Origin of the sequence: Streptomyces sp. NPDC058239, assembly GCF_042882185.1 — a bacterium.
GTDB lineage: Bacteria > Actinomycetota > Actinomycetes > Streptomycetales > Streptomycetaceae > Streptomyces.
This window is the reverse complement of record NZ_JBHVWS010000095.1, coordinates 1-23070: the sequence shown is the minus strand read 5'-3', so window position 1 is coordinate 23070 and position 23070 is coordinate 1. Positions and strand designations below refer to the sequence as shown.

Annotated in this window: 2 protein-coding genes; both read right to left on the bottom strand. The window is 70.7% G+C overall.

Going from position 1 to position 23070, the window contains the following annotated elements; translation table 11 throughout:
* A partial coding sequence (locus ACFVYE_RS45490) for an amino acid adenylation domain-containing protein (protein WP_389609420.1) occupies window positions 1-5149 on the bottom strand: 5149 nt, incomplete at its 3' end.
* Window positions 5149-23058 carry a non-ribosomal peptide synthase/polyketide synthase gene (locus ACFVYE_RS45485; RefSeq protein WP_389609418.1) on the bottom strand — a complete coding sequence of 5970 codons (17910 nt, stop codon included), beginning with the start codon at window positions 23056-23058 and terminating at the stop codon, window positions 5149-5151. The genes ACFVYE_RS45485 and ACFVYE_RS45490, both read right to left, overlap by 1 nt.
* Between the last annotated feature and the right edge of the window lie 12 nt (window positions 23059-23070).

The window sequence follows — 23070 nt, the reverse complement described above, 5'->3', positions numbered from 1 at the left end:
CCACCCCCACACCCGGCGCCACCACCGACAACCCCAACAACCCCTCCACAACCCCCGGATCATCCAACCGCACCACCCGCACCGAACCCAACACACCAGTCAGGCCCACAACCATGGCTCCATGACCCACCACCACCCGCGCACCACTGTCCCGCACCATGAACTCCAACCGCTCCACCGGATACTCCGGATCCAACGGCACATACGCACCCCCCGCCTTCCACACCGCGAGAATCCCCACCACCATGTCCACACCACGCCCCAGACACAGCCCCACCACCGACTCCGGCCCCACACCCAAACCGATCAAATGATGCGCAAGCCGGTTCGCCCGCACATCCAACTCCCCATACGACACCTCCACACCATCCGCCACCACAGCAACCGCATCCGGCATCCGACCCACCCACACCCCGAACAACTCCGGCACACACACCGCCGGCACCTCAACCACCGTGTCATTCCACTCCGACACCACCCGACGACGCTCAACCTCACCCAACACATCCACCGCAGCCAGCGAGACGTCGGGGTCGCCGTCAAGCACACCTTCCAACGCAACCACCAGGTTCTCCGTGGCAGTGGCGACCAACCTGGCAACGGCCTGCGGGTCGATCGGGCCGACGGCGTCGACTGCCAGTCCCAGAGCCGTTCCGCCATCGTTGACCGCGACCGAGAGCGGGTAGTTGGTGCGCTCCCGCGCCAGCAGGGTCCGGAAGCCTTGTGTGCCCTCGTCTCCGCCCGCAACGCGGTGGGGGGAGGGGCTCGCGCCGTGCCGGTAGTTGAACAGCGAGGTGAACAGCGGGGTGTCCCCCGGCACGCCACTGGCCTGCTGCGCCAGAGCCAGCGGCGCGTGCTCGTGCTCAAGCAGTTCAGCGAGCTGACCGCGCATCGCTCGCACCGCCGCGAGGACACCCGTATCGTCGCCCAGGCGCGCCCGCACCGGCAGCGTGTTGATGAACGGACCGGGCACCCGGTCCGCACCGGCTCCGGCATTCATCCGTCCGAAGAGGACGGTGCCGAAGACCACGTCGTCGCGGCCGCTGACCGCCGCAAGGACCCGCGCCCATGCCACGTGCATCACCGTGGCCGGGCTCACACCCACGCGTCGCGCAACCTCTCGGAGCCGTCCGGCCAGCCCAGCCTCCAGCTCAGCCACCGCACGCGACGCATCCGCACCCACACCCCGCACGTCCTCCACGCCGTACGCCGCGGTCGGCTCGTCGACGTCACCCAGCAGGTCGGCGAAGTACCGCTCGTGTGCGACCCTCTCCACCCCGCCACGCGCCTGGGCGACGAACGTCCGGAAAGGCAGCGGCTCGGGCAGTTCCGCGCCCCGGCCGGCGAGGAACGCCTCCACCTCACCCAGCAGGAGTTCAAGGCCGGTGTGGTCCTGGAGCATGTGGTGCACGCGGATCAGCAGCAGCCAACGGCCCTCCGCGACAGCCGCCGCGTGCAGCCCGAGCAACGGTGCCCGGTCCAGGCTCATCGACAAGCCACCGACAGCCAGCAGTTGCTCGACCGGGTCGGCACCGCTCGGATCGAGCTCGGTTTCCACGACGGGGAGTTGGGCGTGCCGCCAGACGACCTGCACCGGTTCGCGCAGGCCGTCCCACACGATGGCGGTCCGCAGAATGTCATGTCGCTGCACGACCTGCCGGAGCGCGTCTGCGAAGGCGTCGAGCCGTTCATGGCTGTCGAACTCCAGCATGGTCGGCATGACGTATGCGTCCTCGCCGCCATCGGCCAGCAGGTGGTGGAAGAGCAGACCCTCCTGGAGCGGAGCGAGCGGGTAGACGTCGGCGACGTTCGCCGCGCCACCGTCCACGGTCGCAACGACCCGCTCGATCTCCTCAACGGTCAGATCGACCAGGGGAAGCATGTCCGGTCCGATCGACTGCGCACCCTCCGGGATGGCGTTCGGCGGAACGACGATGCTCTCCACACCGGTTGCAGCAGCCGCGATGCCGGCCACCGTCGGTGTCTGGAAAAGTGCCCGCACGGACACCGGGACACCCCGCGTCCGCAGGGTCTCCACCAGTCGGATCGCGAGGAGGGAGTGACCGCCGAGGGCGAAGAAGTCGTCGTCGACACCGACGCTGTCCAGGCCGAGGACCTCGGCGAAGACCGCGCAGAGGATCTCCTCACGGACCGTCGACGGCCCACGACCGGAACCGGTCGTGTACTCCGGGGCGGGCAGGGCCTTGCGGTCCAGCTTGCCGTTGACCGTCAGCGGGAGCGTGTCCAGGCCCACGACCGCGGCCGGGACCATGTAGCCGGGCAGACGCTCGGCAGCGAACCGCCGTGCCACCTCCGCAATACCCCCGTCCACCGCCGGATCCGCATCGTCGGCAGGCACCACATAGGCCACCAGACGCTTGTCACCCGGAGTGTCCTCACGCACGACCACCGCCGCCTGGACCACCTGCGGGCAAGCAGCCAGTACGGCCTCGACCTCACCGGTCTCGATCCGGAAACCCCGCACCTTGACCTGGTCATCGGCCCGCCCCACGAACTCGAGCTCACCACCCGCGGTCCACCGCACCACATCACCCGTGCGGTACATCCGCTCACCCGACCCAGCAAACGGGCACGCCACAAACCGCTCCGCAGTCAGCCCGAAACGGCCCAGATAACCACGCGCCACACCCCCACCGGCCACATACAACTCACCCGGGACACCGACAGGAACCGGCTGCAACCACCCGTCCAGCACATACAACCGCAGATCAGGAATCCCCCGCCCGATCACACTCGGAGCACCCGCCCCGGCCGCACCCATACCCAACGGCGCATACGTGACATGCACCGTCGTCTCAGTGATCCCGTACATGTTCACCAACCGCGGCGCATCCTGGGGATGACGCGCGAACCACTCCGCCAACCGTGCGGGGTCAAGAGCCTCACCACCGAACACCACCGTCCGCAGAGCGAGTTCCTCACCCAGCTCCGGCTCCAGCGCCTCGGCCTGCATCAGCTGATAGAACGCCGACGGAGTCTGGTTCAGCACCGTCACCCGCTCACGGGCCAGCATCCGCAGGAAGTCCTGAGGCGAACGCGACACCTCGAACGGGACCACCACCAGACGACCGCCATACAGCAGTGCCCCCCACAGCTCCCACACCGAGAAGTCGAACGCGAACGAATGGAACCACGTCCACACATCCGCCTCCCCGAACGCAAACCACCCCTCGGTCGCCGCGAACAGCCGGCCCACGTTCCTGTGCGAAACCACCACACCCTTCGGCCGCCCCGTCGAACCCGACGTATAGATCACATACGCCGGATGCGCAGCCGACAGCGCAGCACCGCGGTCCGCATCCGACAACGACACACCGTCCAGAGCCGCCAGCTCAGCGACCACGGACGGCTCGTCCAGGACGATCCTCTGCGTGTCCTGCGGCAGGACCTCCGCCAGTGCCCGGCTGGTCACCAGCACCCCGGCAGCCGCATCCCGCAGCACAAAGGTGATCCGCTCGGCCGGATAGGACGGATCGACAGGCAGATAGGCCCCGCCGGCCTTCGACACCGCCAGCAGTGCCACCACAAGGTCGATGCCGCGCTCCAGGCACACACCCACCACGGACTCCGGACCCACGCCCAGGCCGACGAGGTGACGTGCCAGGCGGTTCGCCCGCGTATCCAGCTCCGCGTACGACACCTCAATACCGTCGGCCACGACCGCCACCGCATCCGGCGTCCGCGCCACCTGCGCCTCGAACAACTCCGGAATCGTTCCCGCCGGCACCTCGACCGACGCATCGTTCCACTCCACCAACAACCGACGCCGCGCAGCCTCACCGAGCACATCCACCGCGCTCAGGCGCAGCTCGGGCTCAGCGACCACAGCGCCCAGAACCCGCACCAGGCCCTCGACAATCCGCTCCACCGAAGCGGTATCGAAAAGGTCCGCCGCCGCGATCACCGCACCCCGCAGCCCTGCAGGCGCACCACCCGGCCCGAAGACCTCCCCCACGCTCAGCTCAAGATCGAACTTGGCCGCCGAATCATCCGCGTAGAGCCTTCCGGCCTGCTGGGCGCCCGAAAGGTCCAGGGATGTCTGAGCATTGTTCTGCAAGGTGAGCATGACCTGGAACAGCGGGTGCCGGGCCAGGGAACGCGTCGGGGCCAGCTCCTCCACCAGGCGCTCGAACGGCACGTCCTGGTGCGCGAACGCGGAGATGCTCATCTTGCGTACACGCGAAAGGAGTTCACGAAACGTCGGGTCCCCCGACAGGTCCGTGCGCAGCACCAACGTGTTCACGAACAGGCCCACCATGTCATCCAGGGCCTCGTCGGTGCGCCCGGCAACCGCTGCGCCGATGGGGATGTCGGTGCCCGCGCCGAGGCGGGAGAGGAGGACCGCGAGGGCGGCCTGGAGCACCATGAACGGTGTCACGCCCTCGGCGCGGGCCAGCTCCGCCAGTCGCGTGTGTACCTCGACCGGGATGTCGAGGGGCACGGTGTGCCCGCGGTGGCCGGCCACCGCGGGGCGGGGCCGGTCACAGGGCAGCGCCAGTTCCTCAGGTGCTCCGGCAAGGGCATCGCGCCAGTAGGCGACCTGGCGGGACAGCACGCTGTCCGGGTCGTCCTCGTCGCCGAGCAGCTCGCGCTGCCACAGCGCGTAGTCCGCATACTGCACCGGCAACGGCTCCCACTGCGGAGCGCGGCCGGCGCAACGCGCCTCATAGGCTGCCGACACGTCCCGCGCCAGCGGACCCATCGACCAGCCATCGGCGGCGATGTGGTGCACCACCACGAGGAGCACCTGTTCACCGGGCCCCACGCGGAACAGCCAGGAGCGGATCGGTACTTCGGAGGAGAGGTCGAACGCGTACTGCGCCGCCTCCGCCACCGCGCCCTCCACGCCGCTCGATTCGTCGACGGCGGCGGTCAGGTCGACGTCCTGGAGCTGCCATGCGACATCCGCGAGGTCGAGGACCCGCTGGTAGGGATCGCCTTCGTCCACCCCGAACACCGTCCGGAGCACCTCATGGCGACCGATCACATCCCGCAGCGCCGCCTCCAGCGCCTCCGTATCCACCTGGCCGGAGAGCCGCAGGGCGGTCGGAATGTTGTACGTGGCGCTGGGCCCCTCAAGTTGCTGAATGAACCACAGACGGCGCTGCGCGAATGACAACGGAAACATCAGGACTCCCCCTGGTTACGCATGGGCCGCAACGCCGGCCGAGCTGATTTCTTCTTTCCAAGCTGTTGTGCAAGCCCCGCCACCGTCGGCGCTTCGAACAGCGTCCCGATCCCCAGCTCCACGCCCAGCGCCACCCGGATGCGGCTGACCAGCCGTACCGCGAGGAGGGAGTGACCGCCGAGGGCGAAGAAGTCGTCGTCCACTCCGACCTTCTCCAGTCCGAGGACCTGGGCGAACGCCTCGCAAAGGGCCTCTTCCTCGGGGGTCGAGGGGCCTCTGCTGGAGCCGGCCGCAACGGTGTACTCCGGCGCCGGCAGGGCCTTCCGGTCGAGCTTGCCGTTCACGGTCAGCGGTAGCGCGTCCAGGACCACGACCGCGGCCGGGACCATGTAGTCGGGCAGGCGCTCGGCAGCGAACCGCCGCACCGTCCCGGCAATGCCGTCCTCCACGACCGGATCCGCGTCCCCGGCGGACACCACATACGCCACCAGACGCTTGTCACCCGGAGTGTCCTCACGCACGACCACCGCCGCCTGGACCACCTGCGGGCAAGCAGCCAGTACGGCCTCGACCTCACCGGTCTCGATCCGGAAACCCCGCACCTTGACCTGGGCATCAGCCCGCCCCACGAACTCGAGCTCACCACCCGCGGTCCACCGCACCACATCACCCGTGCGATACATCCGCTCACCCGAACCAGCAAACGGCGACGCCACGAAGCGCTCCGCACTCAGCCCCGAACGGCCCAGATAGCCACGCGCCAGACCCCCACCGGCCACATACAACTCACCCGGCACCCCGACCGGAGCCGGCTGAAGCCGCTGGTCCAGGACATACAACCGCAGATCAGGAATCCCCCGCCCGATCACACTCGGCGCACCCTCCGCCGCCGCAGCCACACCCAACGGCGCATACGTGACATGCACCGTCGTCTCAGTGATCCCGTACATGTTCACCAACCGCGGCGCATCCTGCGGGTGACGGGCAAACCACTCCCGCAAACGCGCCGGATCCAACGCCTCGCCACCGAACACCACCGTCCGCAGAGCGAGTTCCTCACCCAGCTCCGGCTCCAGCGCCTCAGCCTGCATCAGCTGATAGAACGCCGACGGAGTCTGGTTCAGCACCGTCACCCGCTCACGGGCCAGCATCCGCAGGAAGTCCTGAGGCGAACGCGACACCCCGAACGGGACCACCACCAGACGACCGCCATACAGCAGCGCCCCCCACAGCTCCCACACCGAGAAGTCGAACGCGAACGAATGGAACCACGTCCACACATCCGCCTCCCCGAACGCAAACCACCCCTCGGTCGCCGCGAACAACCGCGCCACATTCCCATGCGTGACCACCACACCCTTGGGCCGGCCCGTCGACCCCGACGTATAGATCACATACGCCGCATGCGCAGGCGAGAGAACCCCACCACGCTCCACAGCGGACAACGGCGCACCATCCAGCACCGCCAACTCCGCGACCACAGAAGGCTCGTCCAAGACCAGCCACTGCCGATCTCGCGGCAGCACCCCGACCAGCGTCTGGCAAGTCACCACCACGTCAGCAGCCGCATCCCCCACGACGAAAGCGATCCGCTCGGCGGGATAGGCCGGATCGACCGGCAGATAGGCCCCGCCCGCCTTCGACACCGCCAGCAGCGCCACCACCAGATCGATGCCACGCTCCAAGCACACACCCACCACACACTCCGGCCCCACACCCCGGCCCACCAACAACCGTGCCAGGCGGTTCGCCCGCGCATCCAGCTCCGCGTACGACACCTCAACACCCTCGAACACCACCGCCACCGCATCCGGCGTCCGCGCCACCTGCGCCTCGAACAACTCCGGAATCGTCCCCACCGGCACCCCGACCGACGAGTCGTTCCACTCCACCAACAACCGACCCCGCACAGCCTCATCCAGCACCTCGACGGCACTCAGCGGCAGGTCCTCGCCACCGCCCAGCGCCTCTTCCAGCGCCACCACCACATCACCCGCAGCAGTGATCACCATCGCGGCAACCGCCCGCGCATCCACCGACGCCACCGCATCCACCGCCACCGACAGCCCCGCACCGTCATCATCGACCGACACCGACAACGGATAATTCGTCCGCTCCCGCGAGAACACCGTCCGGATCCCCTCAAGACCCGAACCAGCAACCTCCCCCGCCCCTGCACCACCGTTGTGCCGGTAGTTGAACAACGAGGTGAACAGCGGAGTGTCACCCGACACACCACTGGCCTGCTGCGCCAGAGCCAACGGCGCATGCTCATGCTCAAGGAGTGCGGCAAGCTGACCACGCATCGCCCGCACCGCCGAAAGAACCCCCGCACCCTCATCCAGACGCACCCGCACCGGCAGCGTATTGATGAACGGACCCGCCACCCGGTCCGACCCCGCCCCGGCATTCATCCGCCCGAACAACACCGTGCCGAACACCACATCGTCCCGGCCACTCACCGCAGCAAGCACCCGCGCCCACGCCACATGCATCACCGTGGCCGGACTGGCCCCCGTACGCCGCGCAGCCTCACGCACCCGCCCCGACAGATCCGACCCCAGATCGGCCACCACACGCGACACATCCGCACCCACACCCCGCACATCCACCAACCCGAACGGCGCACTCGGCTCATCCACATCAGCCAGCAGATCAGCGAAATACCGCTCATGAACAGCCCGCTCCACCCCGCCACGCGCCTGCGCCACGAAATCACGGAACGGCAGCGCCTCCGACAGCTCCTCACCCCGACCGGCCAGGAACGCCTCCACCTCGCCGAGGATGACCTCCATCGCGGTGTGGTCCTGCACCATGTGGTGCATGCGCAGCAGCGCCAGCCACCGGCCGTCCGGCGCGGCAGTCGTGTGCATCCGGATCAGCGGGGCCTGGTCCAGGTTCATGGAGAGGCCCACGCGGGCGACCAGTTCACCTGCCAGGTCCGTGCTGCGGGGGTCGAGTTCGACTTCCTCCACGGGCAGGACGGCGCGACGCCACACCGCCTGCACCGGCTCGTGCAGGCCCTCCCACACGATCCCGGTCCGGTAGATGTCATGCCGGTCCACGACCCGCTGCAACGCCTCGATGAACGCGTCCAGCCGCTCGCGGGAGTCGAACTCCACCACCATCGGCGTCACATACGCGTCATCGCCGCCGTCGGCGAGCAGGTGGTGGAAGAGCAGCCCCTCCTGAAGGGGGGCCAGCGGGTAGATGTCGGCGACGTTCGCCGCACCGCCCTCGACGGTGGCGACGACCCGCTCGATCTCCTCGGCGCTCAGATCGACCAGCGGCAGCATCTCCGGCGTAATCGCCTGCGCGCCCTCCGGAATCGCCTTGGCGGGAACGACGACGTCCTCCGCCCCGACGGCGGCAGTCGCAAGGCCGGCGACCGTGGGGCTCTGGAACAGTGCCCGCACCGACACCGCCACCCCACGGCTCCGCAGGACCTGCACCAGCCGGATCGCCAGCAGCGAGTGGCCGCCCAGGGAGAAGAAACTGTCGTCGACGCCGACGCTGTCCAGGCCGAGAACCTCGGCGAAGGCCGCGCACAGGATCTCCTCGCGCACCGTCGACGGCCCGCGGCCGGAACCGGTCATGTACTCCGGGGCGGGCAGCGCCTTGCGGTCCAGCTTCCCGTTCGGCGTCAACGGCAGCACATCCAGGACCACCACCGCCGAAGGCACCATGTACTCCGGCAGTCGCCCGGCAGCCGCATCCCGCACGGACCCGGGCAGCTCGCTGCCCGCGCCCTCCACCGGCACCACGTAGGCCACCAGGCGCTTGTCACCCAGAACGTCCTCGCGAGCGATCACGGCGGCCTGCGCGACCTGGGGGTGCGCGGTCAGTACGGACTGGACCTCACCGGGTTCGATGCGGAAGCCGCGGATCTTGACCTGCTCATCCGCCCGGCCCAAGTACTCCAGCCGGCCCTCCACGTTCCACCGCACCAGGTCACCCGTGCGATACAACCGCTCACCGGGCCCACCGAACGGGCAGGCCACAAACCGCTCCGCCGTCAGACCCGCCCGGCCCACATACCCACGCGCCAGACCCGCACCAGCCACATACAGCTCACCAACAACCCCCGGCGCCACCGGAGACAGCCACCGGTCCAGCACATACACACGCGTGTTCGCCACCGGCCGGCCGATGCACGGCACATCCCCCGCCACCAGCGGCTGCGACATCGACACACACACCGTCGACTCGGTCGGACCATACGCGTTCACCAAACGCCGACCGGCCCCCCACACAGCCACCAACTCCGGCCCCAGCGCCTCACCCGCCGACACCACCGTCGACAGAGACGGCACATCCCCCGGATCCAGCACACTCAGCACCGCAGGCGGCAGCGTGGCATGCGTCACCGCATACCGGTCCACCACCTCGACCAGACCGGCTCCCGGCACCAGCACCTCCCCCGGTGCCACCACCAGCCGGGCCCCCGCACACAGCGTCACCCAGATCTCCGCGGAAGCCGCATCGAACCCGACCGACGCAAACTGCAGCACCCGGCTCGCACCGCCCACCGCGAACCGCTCCGCCTGCGCCGCCACCAACGATCCCAGGCCCACATGCGACACCACCACACCCTTGGGCCGACCCGTCGACCCCGAGGTGTAGATCACCCACGCCGGATGCGCAGCCAGCAGCACAGCACCACGGTCCACATCCGTCAACGGCGCACCATCCAGCACCGCCAACTCCGCGACCACAGACGGCTCGTCCAAGACCAGCCACTGCCGATCTCGCGGCAGCACCCCGACCAGCGTCCGGCAAGTCACCACCACGTCAGCAGCCGCATCCCCCACGACGAAAGCGATCCGCTCGGCGGGATAGGCCGGATCGACCGGCAGATAGGCCCCGCCCGCCTTCGACACCGCCAGCAGCGCCACCACCAGATCGATGCCACGCTCCAGACACACACCCACCACGGACTCCGGACCCACACCCCGGCCCACCAACAACCGCGCCAACCGGTTCGCCCGTCCGTCCAGCTCCGCGTACGACACCTCAACACCCTCGAACACCACCGCCACCGCATCCGGCGTCCGCGCCACCTGCGCCTCGAACAACTCCGGAATCGTCCCCACCGGCACCCCGACCGCCGAGTCGTTCCACTCCACCAACAACCGACCCCGCTCGGCCCCGTCCAGCACGTCTACGGCGCTCAGCGGCAGGTCGGGTTCGGTGGTGACCGTCTCAAGGACACGGGCAAGGCGTCCGGCGAGCCGTGCGACGGTGGCGGGCTCGAAGAGCTCAGCGGCGGCGATCAGTACGCCGCGCAGTCCGGCCGGGGCGCCCTGGGCGTCGAAGGTCTCGCCGACGCTCACGTCCAGGTCGAACTTGGCCACCGTGGTGCCGGCGGTCGGCGCCGCCGCGCCTCCCCCGGTGCGCACGCCGGGCAGGTCCAGGACCGCCTCGGCGTTGTTCTGCACCGCGAGGGTGACCTGGAACAGCGGGTGCCGGGCCAGGGAACGCGTCGGCGCCAGTTCTTCCACCAGGCGCTCGAAGGGCACGTCCTGGTGGGCGAAGGCGGCCAGACCCACCTCGCGTACTCGCGTCAACAGCTCGCTGAACGTCGGGTTCCCCGACAGGTCCGTGCGCAGCACCAGCGTGTTGACAAAGAACCCGACCAGGTCGTCAAGGGCTTCATCGGTGCGGCCGGCGTTCACCGAACCGATGGGAATGTCGGTGCCTGCGCCGAGTTTCGACAGGAGCACCGCGAGGGCAGCCTGGAGCGTCATGGCCACTGTCACGCCCTTGGCGCGGGCCACCTCCACCACTCGGGCGTGTACCTCCGCCGGGATCTCCAGCGGCACGAGGTGCCCCTGGTGGCCGGCGACCTCGGGGCGTGGACGGTCGAAGGGCAGCTCCAGTTCCTCCGGCGCACCGGCGAGGGCCTCGCTCCAGTAGGCGACCTGGCGGAATATCAGGCTCTCCGGGTCCTGGTCGTCACCGAGCAGGTCGCGCTGCCACAGAGCGTAGTCCGCGTACTGCACCGGCAGCGGCTCCCACTCGGGGGCCCGGCCCGCGCAACGAGCCTCGTACGCAACCGACACGTCGCGCGCCAGCGGGCGCGTCGACCAGCCGTCGCCCGCGATGTGGTGGATGGTCACCACGAGCACGTGGTCCTCCGCGCCCGCCGAGAACAGCCAGGCACGGATCGGCACTTCGGCGGACAGGTCGAAGGCGTACCGCGTGGCGGCGTCGATCGCGTCGGCCAGGCCGGCCTTGGGCACCTCGCTCATGTGCAGGTCCCACTCCAGGTCCTCGATGTCGAGGATGCGCTGGTAGGGCTCGCCGTCCGCGGTCGCGATGACCGTGCGGAGCACCTCGTGGCGGCCGATCACGTCCCGCAGGGCGGCGTTCAGCGCGGCACTGTTCACGGCGCCGTTGAGACGAACGGTGACGGGGATGTCGTAGGTGGGGCTCGGGCCTTCCAGCTCGCTGATGAACCAGAGGCGGCGTTGCGCGTACGACAACGGCACCCGCTCCGGGCGCTCCTGGGGCGTCAGAACCGTCCTGGCCCCGTCGGCCTCGTCGATGCGGGCCGCGAGTCCCGCCACCGTCGGGGCCTCGAACAGGACGCGGATCTCCAGTTCGACGCCGAGCGCCACCCTGATGCGGCTGACGAGGCGCACGGCCAGCAGGGAGTGACCTCCGAGGTCGAAGAAGTCGTCGTCGACGCCGACCCGGTCGAGGCCGAGGACGTCGGCGAACGCGGCGCACAGGATCTCTTCGCGGGCGTTGGCGGGCGCGCGGCCCGTGCCGGCCGCGGCAGCGCTGTCCGGTGCGGGCAGTGCCTTGCGGTCCAGCTTTCCGTTGCTCGTCAGAGGCAGCGCCTCCAGGGCCACGACGGCCGACGGCACCATGTGTCCGGGCAGCCGCTGGGCTGCGAACTCCTTTACCGCGGTGACCAGTTCCGCCGTGTCCGCATCGTCGTCCACAGGGACGAGGTAGGCGATCAGGCGCGGCTCTCCGGGGATGTCCTCGCGAGCGACGACCGCGGCCTGGGCCACCTGGGGGTGCGCGGTCAGCACGGACTGGACCTCGCCCGGCTCGATCCGGAACCCGCGGATCTTGACCTGCTCGTCCGCACGGCCCAGGAACACCACCTGGCCGTCGGCCGTCCACCGTGCGCGGTCGCCGGTGCGGTACATGCGTGCGCCGACGGCGCCGAACGGGCTGGCCACGAACCGTTCCGCGGTGAGGTCGGGGCGGCGTACGTAGCCGCGCGCGAGCTGGGCGCCCGCGATGTACAGCTCGCCCACGACGCCCGGCGCGACCGGGCGCAGCGCGGCGTCGAGGACGTAGAGGCGGGTGTTGCCGACCGGTGCTCCGACCGGCACCACTCCGTCGGCCACCCGCTCCGCGGTCAGGTGCGTGGTGGCGACGCCGATCGTGGTCTCGGTCGGACCGTAATGGTTGAACACACCACGCCCACCCGCGACCGACACCAACTCCCGCACCCACGCGGGTGATGCCGCCTCACCGCCGAGGACGAGCGACTTGGCGGGCAGGACCTTCTCCAGGCCCTCCGCGGCACCGAGGGCCGCGAGATGGGACGGCACCACCTTCAGGTGATCGATACGGTGCTCGGTCAGATAGTGGCCGACAGCCACCGGATCGGTGACCGCGTCCTCGTCCAGAACGTGCAGTGCACCACCGGTCGTCAGACTCGCGAACACCACGGTGTTACCGAGGTCCGTGGCCTGCGCCTGGAGCAGCGCGTACCGGTCGCCGGGGTTGCCGAATCCAACCCTGGCCGGGACGGTGGCGACGTAGTTGGCCAGGGAGCCGTGTGTGACTGCGACGCCCTTGGGGCGTCCCGTCGACCCCGAGGTGTAGATGACGTAGGCCAGTTGATCCTGTGCGGTGCCGATCCGCGGTGCGGTGTCGGGTTCCATGGACAGCTGCATGCCGACCAGCGGTTCGTCCACCGCGACCGCGCGGACCCGGCCGACGGGCAGTTCGTCCAGGATGTCCTCGGTGCTCAGGAGGAGCACCGCGCCGCTGTCCGCCAGCATGAAAGAGATCCGCTCGGCGGGCTGTTCCGGATCCACCGGCAGGTAGCCCGCGCCGGCCTTCCACACCGCCAGGATCGCGGCGATGGTCTCCACACCACGCGGCAGACACAGACCCACCACCGACTCCGCGCCCACACCCTGACCCACCAGATAGTGCGCAAGCCGGTTGGCACGGGCATCCAGCTCCCCGTACGACACCTCCACACCACCGGCCACGACCGCCACCGCATCCGGCGTCCGCGACACCTGCTGCTCGAAGCTGGCCGCCACCGTGCCGGCCGGCACCTCGACCGCAGTGTCGTTCCACTCCACCAGAACCCGACGCCGCTCCACCTCATCAAGAACGTCCACAGCACTCAGCCGCAACCGCGGATCGGCGGTCAGGCTGTCCAGCGCGCGAGCCAGAGCGGCGGCGATCCGGTCGGCCGCCTCGGCGTCGAACAGGTCGGCGGCCACGGTGACGATGCCGCGGAACCCGGCGGGCGCGCCCTCGGCGTCGAACGCCTCGGCGACCAGGACGTCCAGGTCGAACTTGGCCGCGCTGACGCCCGCCGCAAGCCGGCCGGCCTGTACGTCTCCCAGGTCCAGGACCGCCTCGATGGTGTTCTGCATCGTCAGGACAATCTGGAAAAGGGGGTGGCGTGCCATGGAGCGGACCGGAGCGAGTTCCTCGACCAGTCGGTCGAAGGGCACGTCCTGGTGGGCGCCGCCCGCCAGTCCGGCCTCGCGGACGCGGGCGAGCACGTCTGTGAAGGTCGGGTTCCCGGAGAGGTCCGCACGCAGCACCAGGGTGTTGACGAAGCATCCGACGAGGTCGTCGAGGGCTTCGTCGGTGCGTCCGGCGTGTGCCGATCCGATCGGGATGTCGGTGCCCGCACCGAGGCGGGACAGCAGCACCGCGAGAGCGGCCTGGAGCACCATGAAGGTGGTGACGCCTTCGGTACGGGCCACTTCCAGCAGCCGCGCGTGCACCTCCGGGGGGATCTCCAGCGACGCGGTGTGACCGCGGTGGGAGGCGACGGCCGGCCGGGGCCGGTCGTAGGGCAGCGTCAGCTCCTCCGGGGCTCCGGCCAGCGTCTCGCGCCAGTAGGCGACCTGGCGGGAGAGCACACTCTCCGGGTCGTTCTCGTCGCCGAGCAGCTCGCGCTGCCACAGCGCGTAGTCCGCATACTGCACCGGCAACGGCTCCCACTCCGGCGCGCGGCCCGCGCGGCGTGCCTCGTAGGCCGCCGACACATCCCGTGCCAGCGGGCTCATCGACCAGCCGTCACCGGCGATGTGGTGCACCACCACCACGAGCACCCGCTCGTCCGCCCCGGCAGGGAACAGCCAGGCGCGGAGCGGTACTTCGGCAGACAGGTCGAACTCGTACTGCGCCACCTGTGCCACCGCGGCGTCCACGTCCGCCGGGGCGGCATCGGCGACCTGCAGTTCCCAGTCCAGCTCCGCCGGATCCAGGACACGCTGGTAGGGCTCACCGTCGGCGGTGGCGAACACCGTCCGCAGCACCTCATGACGGCCGATCACATCCCGCAGCGCCTCGTTCAGCGCCCCGGCGTCCACCTGGCCGGACAGACGGAGGACCGTCGGCATGTTGTACGTGGCGCTCGGGCCTTCCAACTGACCGATGAACCACAGGCGGCGCTGCGCATACGACAGCGGCACCCGCTCCGGACGCATCCGCGCCGTCAACGCCACCCGCGCACGATCGGCACCGTCGACACGGGCCGCGAGCCGGGCCACCGTCGGCGCCTCGAACAGCGCCCGCAGCGGCAACTCGACCCCGAGCACCGACCGCACCCGGCTCACCAGACGCACCGCAAGAAGCGAATGCCCCCCGAGAACGAAGAAGTCGTCATCGACACCGACACTGTCCACGCCGAGCACCTGCGCGAACACCCCGCACAAGATCTCCTCACGGACGGAGGAGGGGCCGCGGCCGGATGCCGTGCCGTACTCCGGGGCAGGCAGCGCCTTGCGGTCCAGCTTGCCGTTCGGCGTCAGCGGCAGCGCGTCCAGAACGACGACCGCCGACGGCACCATGTGCTCCGGCAGCCGCGCTGCCACGAACTGCGTTATCCCAGGCGCGAATTCGTCGCCGCGCTCGCCCTCACCCGGCACCACGTACGCCACCAGGCGCTTGTCGCCCGGGATGTCCTCGCGGGCGATCACCTCGGCCCGGGCCACCGAGGGGTGCGCGGCGACAGTGGCCTGGACCTCGCCGGGTTCGACGCGGAAGCCTCGGATCTTGACCTGCTCGTCCGCCCGGCCCAGGTACTCCAGCCTGCCCTCCGCGTTCCAGCGTGCCAGGTCGCCCGTGCGGTACATCCGCTCGCCCGGCTCGTACGGGCAGGCCACGAATCGCTCCGCGGTCAGACCCGCCCGGCCCGCGTACCCGCGTGCCAGACCCGCGCCCGACGTGTACAGCTCGCCGGCGGCGCCGACCGGTACGGGGCGCAGCCGCTCGTCGAGGACGTACACGTGGGTGCCGGAGACCGGGGTGCCGATCGGCACGTCGGCCGGGCCCGCCACGTCGGCCGGACGCACCTCGTGCACAGCGGTGAAGGTGGTGTTCTCGGTCGGCCCGTAGCCGTTGTGGAGCCGCAGGGAGGGCAGCCGGTCCAGGAGCGCGCGGCAGTGTGCGGGAGAGAGCACGTCGCCGCCCGCCAGCAGCCGGCGGACGTCCCGCAGCATGTCGGGGTCCTGGTCGACCACTTCGTGGAACAGTCCGGCCGTCAGCCACAGGGTGGTGACGCGGTGGGTCGTCAGGAATTCCCGGAGTTCGGTGAGGGACGGCGTTCCGGACGGCGCGACGGCGAGGGCCGCACCGTTGAGCAGCGCGCCCCAGATCTCGAAGGTCGCCGCGTCGAAGGATGCCGAGGCCAGGTGGGCGACCGTGTCGGCGGCGTCCAGCTCGACGTATCCGCCGTCGCGCACCAGGCGGTCGATCGCCCGGTGCGGGACCGTGATGCCCTTGGGCAGCCCGGTGGATCCAGAGGTGTACATGACGTACGCGGCGCCGTCCGGGTGTGCGGGAGCGGGGCGTTCGTCGGCCGTCAGCGCCGTGTCCGGCAGCGCGGTGAGTGCGGCGGCCGTGTCCGCCGTGTCCAGCACCAGATGCGGCAGACCGGCGGGCAGCGCCTCGGCCGGGAGCGCGGTCGCCTCCGTGCTCAGCAGCAGGACGGGGGCCGCGTCGGCGAGCATGAAAGCGATGCGTTCCGCCGGGTAGGCGGGGTCGACCGGCAGGTAGGCGCCGCCCGTCTTGGTGATTGCCAGCAGGGTCACGACGGCATCGACGCCGCGTTGTGCGGCCACGGCAACCAGGGACTCCGGACCGGCCCCCCGCGCGAGCAGCAGCCGCGCGAGGCGGTCGGCGCGGGCGTCCAGCTGCGCGTACGACACCTCGGCACCGTCGGCGACGACCGCCACCGCGTCCGGGGTCCGGGCGGCCTGCGCCTCGAACAGGTCGGGCAGGGTCGATGCCGCGGCCCGGTGGCCGCTCGCGTTGTGGTCCACCAGAATCCGTCGGCGTTCGACCGCGCCGAGCACGTCCACCGCTGCCAGCGGCAGCCGCGCGTCGTCGGCCGGCTCGTCCTCCAGCGCGGCCACCAGGTTCTCCACGGTGGTTCGCAGCAGTGCCGCGACCGCCTGCGGGTCGATCGGGGCGACCGCGTCGACGGCGAGACCGAGCCCGTCGCCGTCGTCGTCGACGGAGACCGAGAGCGGATAGTTGGTGGCCTCCCGGCCGAACACCAACCTGATGCCGTCGCCGGGCACGCCCTGCGGCGCGGCGTCGTCGCCCCGGGTGTCGGACCGGCCGGTGTTGTGCCGGTAGTTGAAGAGCGAGGTGAACAGCGGGGTGTCACCGGGCACGCCGCTGGCCTGCTGTGCCAGGGCGAGCGGCGCGTGCTCGTGCTCCAGCAGGGCGGCGAGCTGATCGCGCATCGCGGCGACCGCCGCCCGCGGCGTCATGTCGTTCACGCGCACCCGTACCGGGAGGGTGTTGATGAAGGGGCCCGTCACACGGTCGGCGCCGGCCGTCGCGCTCAGGCGTCCGAGCAGCACGGTGCCGAACACCACGTCGTCGCGGCCGCTGACCGCGGCGAGGGTCCGCGCCCACGCCACGTGCATCACCGTGGCGGGGCTCGCGCCGAGCCGCTGCGCGATCTCGCGGAACCGGCCATCGAGGTCCGGCGTGAACCGCAGCCGTGCCCGTACCGCGCCGGAGCCGTCGCCGAGCGCGTCCAGCTGTCCGTACGGGGCGGTCGGCTCGGTCACGTCGGCCAGCAGTCGGGCGAAGAACCGCTCGCGCTCGGCCCGTTCGACCCCACCGCGCGTCCGGGCCACGAAGTCGCGGAAGGGCAGCGGCTCGGGCAGCGCGTCGCCCCGGCCCGTGAGGAGCGTCCCGACCTCTTCGAGGACGAGCTCCATGCCGGTGTGGTCCTGCACCATGTGGTGCACCAGGAACAGTGCGAGCCATCGGTCGGTGCCGGGCTCGGCGGCCAGGTGCACGTGGATCAGCGGAGCGTGCCGCAGATCCATCGACGTACCGGCCCGTGCCACCAACTCGGCAACCGGGTCGGCGCCTTGGGGGTCCAGCACGACCTCATCGACGGGCAGGGCGGCACGGCGCCACACCACCTGCACCGGCTCACGCAGGCCCTCCCACACGATTCCGGTCCGCAGAATGTCGTGCCGGTCCACGACCTGGTGGAGCGCGCGCAGGTAGTCGTCCAGCAGGTCGCGGGAGGCGAACTCGACGACCATCGGGGTGACGTAGGCGTCCTCGCCGCCGTCGGCGAGCAGGTGGTGGAAGAGCAACCCCTCCTGGAGGGGGGCCAGCGGGTAGATGTCGGCGACGTTCGCCGCACCGCCCTCGACGGTGGCGACGACCCGCTCGATCTCCTCGGCGCTCAGATCGACCAGCGGCAGCATCTCCGGCGTGATCGTCTGCGCGCCCTCCGGGATCGCGTTCGGCGGAACGACGACACTCTCCGCGCCGGAAGCGGCCGCGAGCCCGGCCACCGTCGGCGTCTGGAACAACGCCCGCACCGACACCGGGACACCACGAGTACGCAGGACCTCCACCAGGCGAACCGCGAGGAGGGAGTGGCCGCCCAGGGCAAAGAAGTCGTCGTCGACACCGACCCCGTCCAGGCCGAGGACCTCGGCGAACGCGGCGCACAGGATCTCCTCGCGGACGGAGGAGGGGCCGCGGCCGGAACCGGTCGTGTACTCCGGGGCGGGCAACGCCTTGCGGTCCAGCTTCCCGTTCGGCGTCAGCGGCAGCGCGTCCAGGAGCAGCACCGCCGACGGCACCATGTACTCCGGCAGCCGCTCGGCCATGAACCGGCGCAGCTCCTGGGCCGGTTCGCCGCTCTGCGGGCCCTCGCCCAGCACCACGTATGCCACCAGACGCGGATCCCCGGGCACGTCCTCACGGACCAGGACGGCGGCCTGCGCCACCACCGGGTGCGCGGCGGCGACGGCCTGCACCTCGCCCAGCTCGATGCGGAAGCCGCGGACCTTGACCTGCTCGTCCGCCCGGCCCACGAACGCCAGGCGGCCGTCCGCGTCCCAGCGGACCAGGTCGCCGGTCCGGTACATCCGCTCACCGCCCGTACCGAACGGGCAGGCCACGAACCGGTCCGCGGTCAGGTCGGGCCGGCCCAGGTAGCCGCGCGCCAGGCCCGCCCCCGCCACGTACAGCTCACCGACGGCACCGACCGGCACCGGGGAGAGGAACTCGTCCACCACGTACGCACGCGCGTTGCCGACCGGGGAGCCGATCGGCACCTCTCGCGCTCCGGGGGCGCACCGCCACACCGTGGCGTCGACGGTGGTCTCCGTCGGACCGTAGGTGTTGAACAGCACCCGCCCGGCCGACCAGCGCTCCACCAGCTCCGGCGAGCACGCCTCACCGCCGACCTCGAGAACGACGTCCTGGGCGAGCGACCCGGGCTCCAGCCCGGCAAGGACGGCAGGTGGCAGCGTCGCGTGGGTCACCCGCTGCTCGGCGAAGAACCGGGCCAGCTCCTGTCCGAGGCGCCGCTCTGCCGGTACGACCACCAGCGCCGCGCCCGATGTCAGCGCCAACGACCACTCCAGGCAGAAGTTGTCGAAGCTCAGCGAGGCGAACTGGGCCACCCGCGAACCGGGGCCCGCCTCGAACCGCGCCAGAGCGGCCGCCCGCATGTTCGCGAAGCCGGCGTGCGGCACGACCACGCCCTTGGGCCGACCCGTCGACCCCGACGTGTAGATCACGTAGGCCGGGTGGGCGAGGGAGCGCGCCCCCTTCTCCACGACCGGCGCGTCCACCGTCTGCTCCGTCAGGGCGGCAATCGTCTCCGGCGCGTCGATCAGCGTCACCGCAGCCGAGGCCGGAACGCTCCCGACCTTGCCCGTGACGCCGAGGATCACGGCCGGTGCGGCGTCGTCCAGCATGTGGGCGACCCGCTCGGCGGGATAGGCGGGGTCGACGGGCAGATAGGCGGCCCCGGCCTTCAGCACACCGAGCAGCGCCACTATCAGGTCCACGCCGCGTTCCAGCACCACGGCCACCAGCGACTCAGGGCCCACGCCCTGCCCCACGAGGTGGTGCGCAAGCCGGTCTGCACGGGCGTCCAGTTCCGCGTACGACACCTCGGCGCCGTCGGCGACGACCGCCACCGCGTCCGGAGTACGGGCCGCCTGCGCCTCGAACAGCTCCGTCACGGTGGCCTGCGGCACCTCGGCCGCCGTGTCGTTCCACTCCACCACCAGGCGCTGCCGCTCGGCCTCGTCGAGGATGTCGACGGCGCCGATGCGTGCGGCCGGGTCGGTGGCCAGGGCCTGCAACACCTTCTCGAAGCGCTGCGCGAGCCGCTGGACGGTGTCCGCTTCGAACAGGTCCGCCGCCGCGACCAGGACACCGCGCAGCCCCGCGGGACGGCCGTCGGCGTCGAAGACCTCGCCGACGCTCACGTCCAGGTCGAACTTGGCCACCGGCGCAGCTGCCGGGCCTGCCTCAGTCCCGAGGCCGGACAGGTCCAGGACGGCGTCGGCGCCGTTCTGCACCGTCAGCGTCACCTGGAACAGCGGGTGCCTGGCCAGCGAGCGGGTCGGGGCCAACTCCTCCACCAGACGCTCGAACGGCACGTCCTGGTGCCCGTACGCCGCGAGAGCCGTCTCCCGCACCCGCGAGAACAGCTCGGTGAACGTCGGGTTCCCGGACAGATCCGTGCGCAGCACCAGCGTGTTGACGAAGAACCCGACCAGGTCGTCGAGGGCCTCGTCGGTGCGTCCGGCGTGGGGCGTGCCGATCGGGATGTCGGTGCCCGCGCCGAGGCGGGACAGCAGCGCCGCCAGGGCGGACTGGAGCACCATGGCCACCGTCACGCCCTCGGCCCGCGCCGCTTCCACCAGGCCGGCGTGCACCTCCGCCGGTATCTCCAGCGGGACACCGTGGCCGCGGTGGTCGAGGACCGCCGGACGGGGGTGGTCGTAGGGCAGCGTCAGCTCTTCGGGGACGTCGGCCAGCGCCGTACGCCAATAGGCGACCTGGCTGGCCATGAGGCTCTCCGGGTCCTGGTCGTCGCCGAGCAGGTCGCGCTGCCACAGCGCGTAGTCCGCGTACTGCACCGGCAGCGGCTCCCACTCGGGGGCACGGCCCGCGCAACGCGCCTCGTACGCCACCGACACGTCGCGCGCCAACGGCCCGGTCGACCAACCGTCACCGGCGATGTGGTGCACCACCACCACGAGCACCTGCTCGTCCGGGCCGGCCGGGAACAGCGAGGCACGGATCGGCACTTCGGAGGAGAGGTCGAACGCGTACTGCGCCGCCTCCGCCACTGCGGCGTCCACGTCCACCGCGGCCACCTCGCGGACCTGCAGCCCCCACTGGAGGTCCGCGAGGTCGAGGACGTGCTGGTACGGCTCACCGTCGGCGGTGGCGAACACCGTCCGCAGCACCTCGTGTCGGCCGACGACGTCCCGCAGCGCCGCGTCCAGCACCCCGGCATCCAGGGCGCCCTTGAGCCGCAGCACTATCGGGATGTTGTACGTGGGGCTCGGGCCCTCCAGCTGCGCGAGGAACCACAGGCGGCGCTGCGCGTACGACAGCGGCGCCCGCTCCGGACGCGTCCGCGCCGTCAGCGCCGGCCGGGCCCGGTCGGTGTCATCGATGCGAGCCGCAAGTCCGGCCACGGTCGGCGCCGAGAACAGCGTGCGCAGCGACAGCTCGGCCCCGAGCACCGACCGCACCCGGCTCACCAGGCGTACCGCGAGGAGGGAGTGGCCGCCCAGGGCGAAGAAGTCGTCGTCGACGCCGACGCCGTCCAGGCCGAGGACCTCGGCGAACACTGCGCACAGGATCTCCTCGCGGACGGAGGAGGGGCCGCGGCCGGAGCCCGTCGTGTACTCCGGGGCGGGCAGGGCCTTGCGGTCCAGCTTCCCGTTCGGCGTCAGCGGCAGCGCGTCCAGGAAGACGACCGCCGAGGGCACCATGTGCTCGGGCAACTGTCCGGCCACGAACTGGCGGATTTCCTGGTCGAGTTCACCACCGAGGCTGTCGTCGGTGCGGACCACGTAGGCCACCAGGCGCTTGTCACCCGGAACGTCCTCGCGAGCGATCACCGCGGCCTGCGCGACCTGGGGGTGCGCGGTCAGTACGGACTGGACCTCACCGGGTTCGATGCGGAAGCCGCGGATCTTGACCTGCTCATCCGCCCGGCCCAAGTACTCCAGCCGGCCCTCCGCGTTCCACCGCACCAGGTCACCCGTGCGATACAACCGCTCACCCGGCTCACCGAACGGGCAGGCCACAAACCGCTCCGCCGTCAGACCCGCCCGGCCCACATACCCACGCGCCAGACCCGCACCAGCCACATACAGCTCACCAACAACCCCCGGCGCCACCGGAGACAGCCACCGGTCCAGCACATACACACGCGTGTTCGCCACCGGCCGACCGATGCACGGCACATCCCCCGCCACCAGCGGCTGCGACATCGACACACACACCGTCGACTCGGTCGGACCATACGCGTTCACCAAACGCCGACCGGCCCCCCACACAGCCACCAACTCCGGCCCCAGCGCCTCACCCGCCGACACCACCGTCGACAGAGACGGCACATCCCCCGGATCCAGCACACTCAGCACCGCAGGCGGCAGCGTGGCATGCGTCACCGCATACCGGTCCACCACCTCGACCAGACCGGCTCCCGGCACCAGCACCTCCCCCGGTGCCACCACCAGCCGGGCCCCCGCACACAGCGTCACCCAGATCTCCGCGGAAGCCGCGTCGAACCCGACCGAAGCGAACTGCAGCACCCGGCTCGCACCGCCCACCGCGAACCGCTCCGCCTGCGCCGCCACCAACGATCCCAGGCCCGCATGCGGCACCACCACACCCTTGGGCCGACCCGTCGACCCCGAGGTGTAGATCACCCACGCCGGATGCGCAGCCAGCAGCACAGCACCACGGTCCACATCCGTCAACGACGACGCCTCAACACCCGCCAGCTCACCCACCGTTGCAGGCACGTCCAGCACCACCCGCTGCAAGCCCCGCGGCAGCACCCCGGCAACCACCTGAGAAGTCACCACCACCCCCGCAGAGGCGTCCTCCAGCACGAAAGCAATCCGCTCAGCGGGATAGGCCGGATCGACCGGCAGATAGGCCCCGCCCGCCTTCGACACCGCCAGCAGCGCCACCACCAGATCGATGCCACGCTCCAGACACACACCCACCACACACTCCGGCCCCACACCCCGGCCGACGAGGTGACGTGCCAGGCGGTTCGCCCGCGCATCCAGCTCCGCGTACGACACCTCAACACCCTCGAACACCACCGCCACCGCATCCGGCGTCCGCGCCACCTGCGCCTCGAACAACTCCGGAATCGT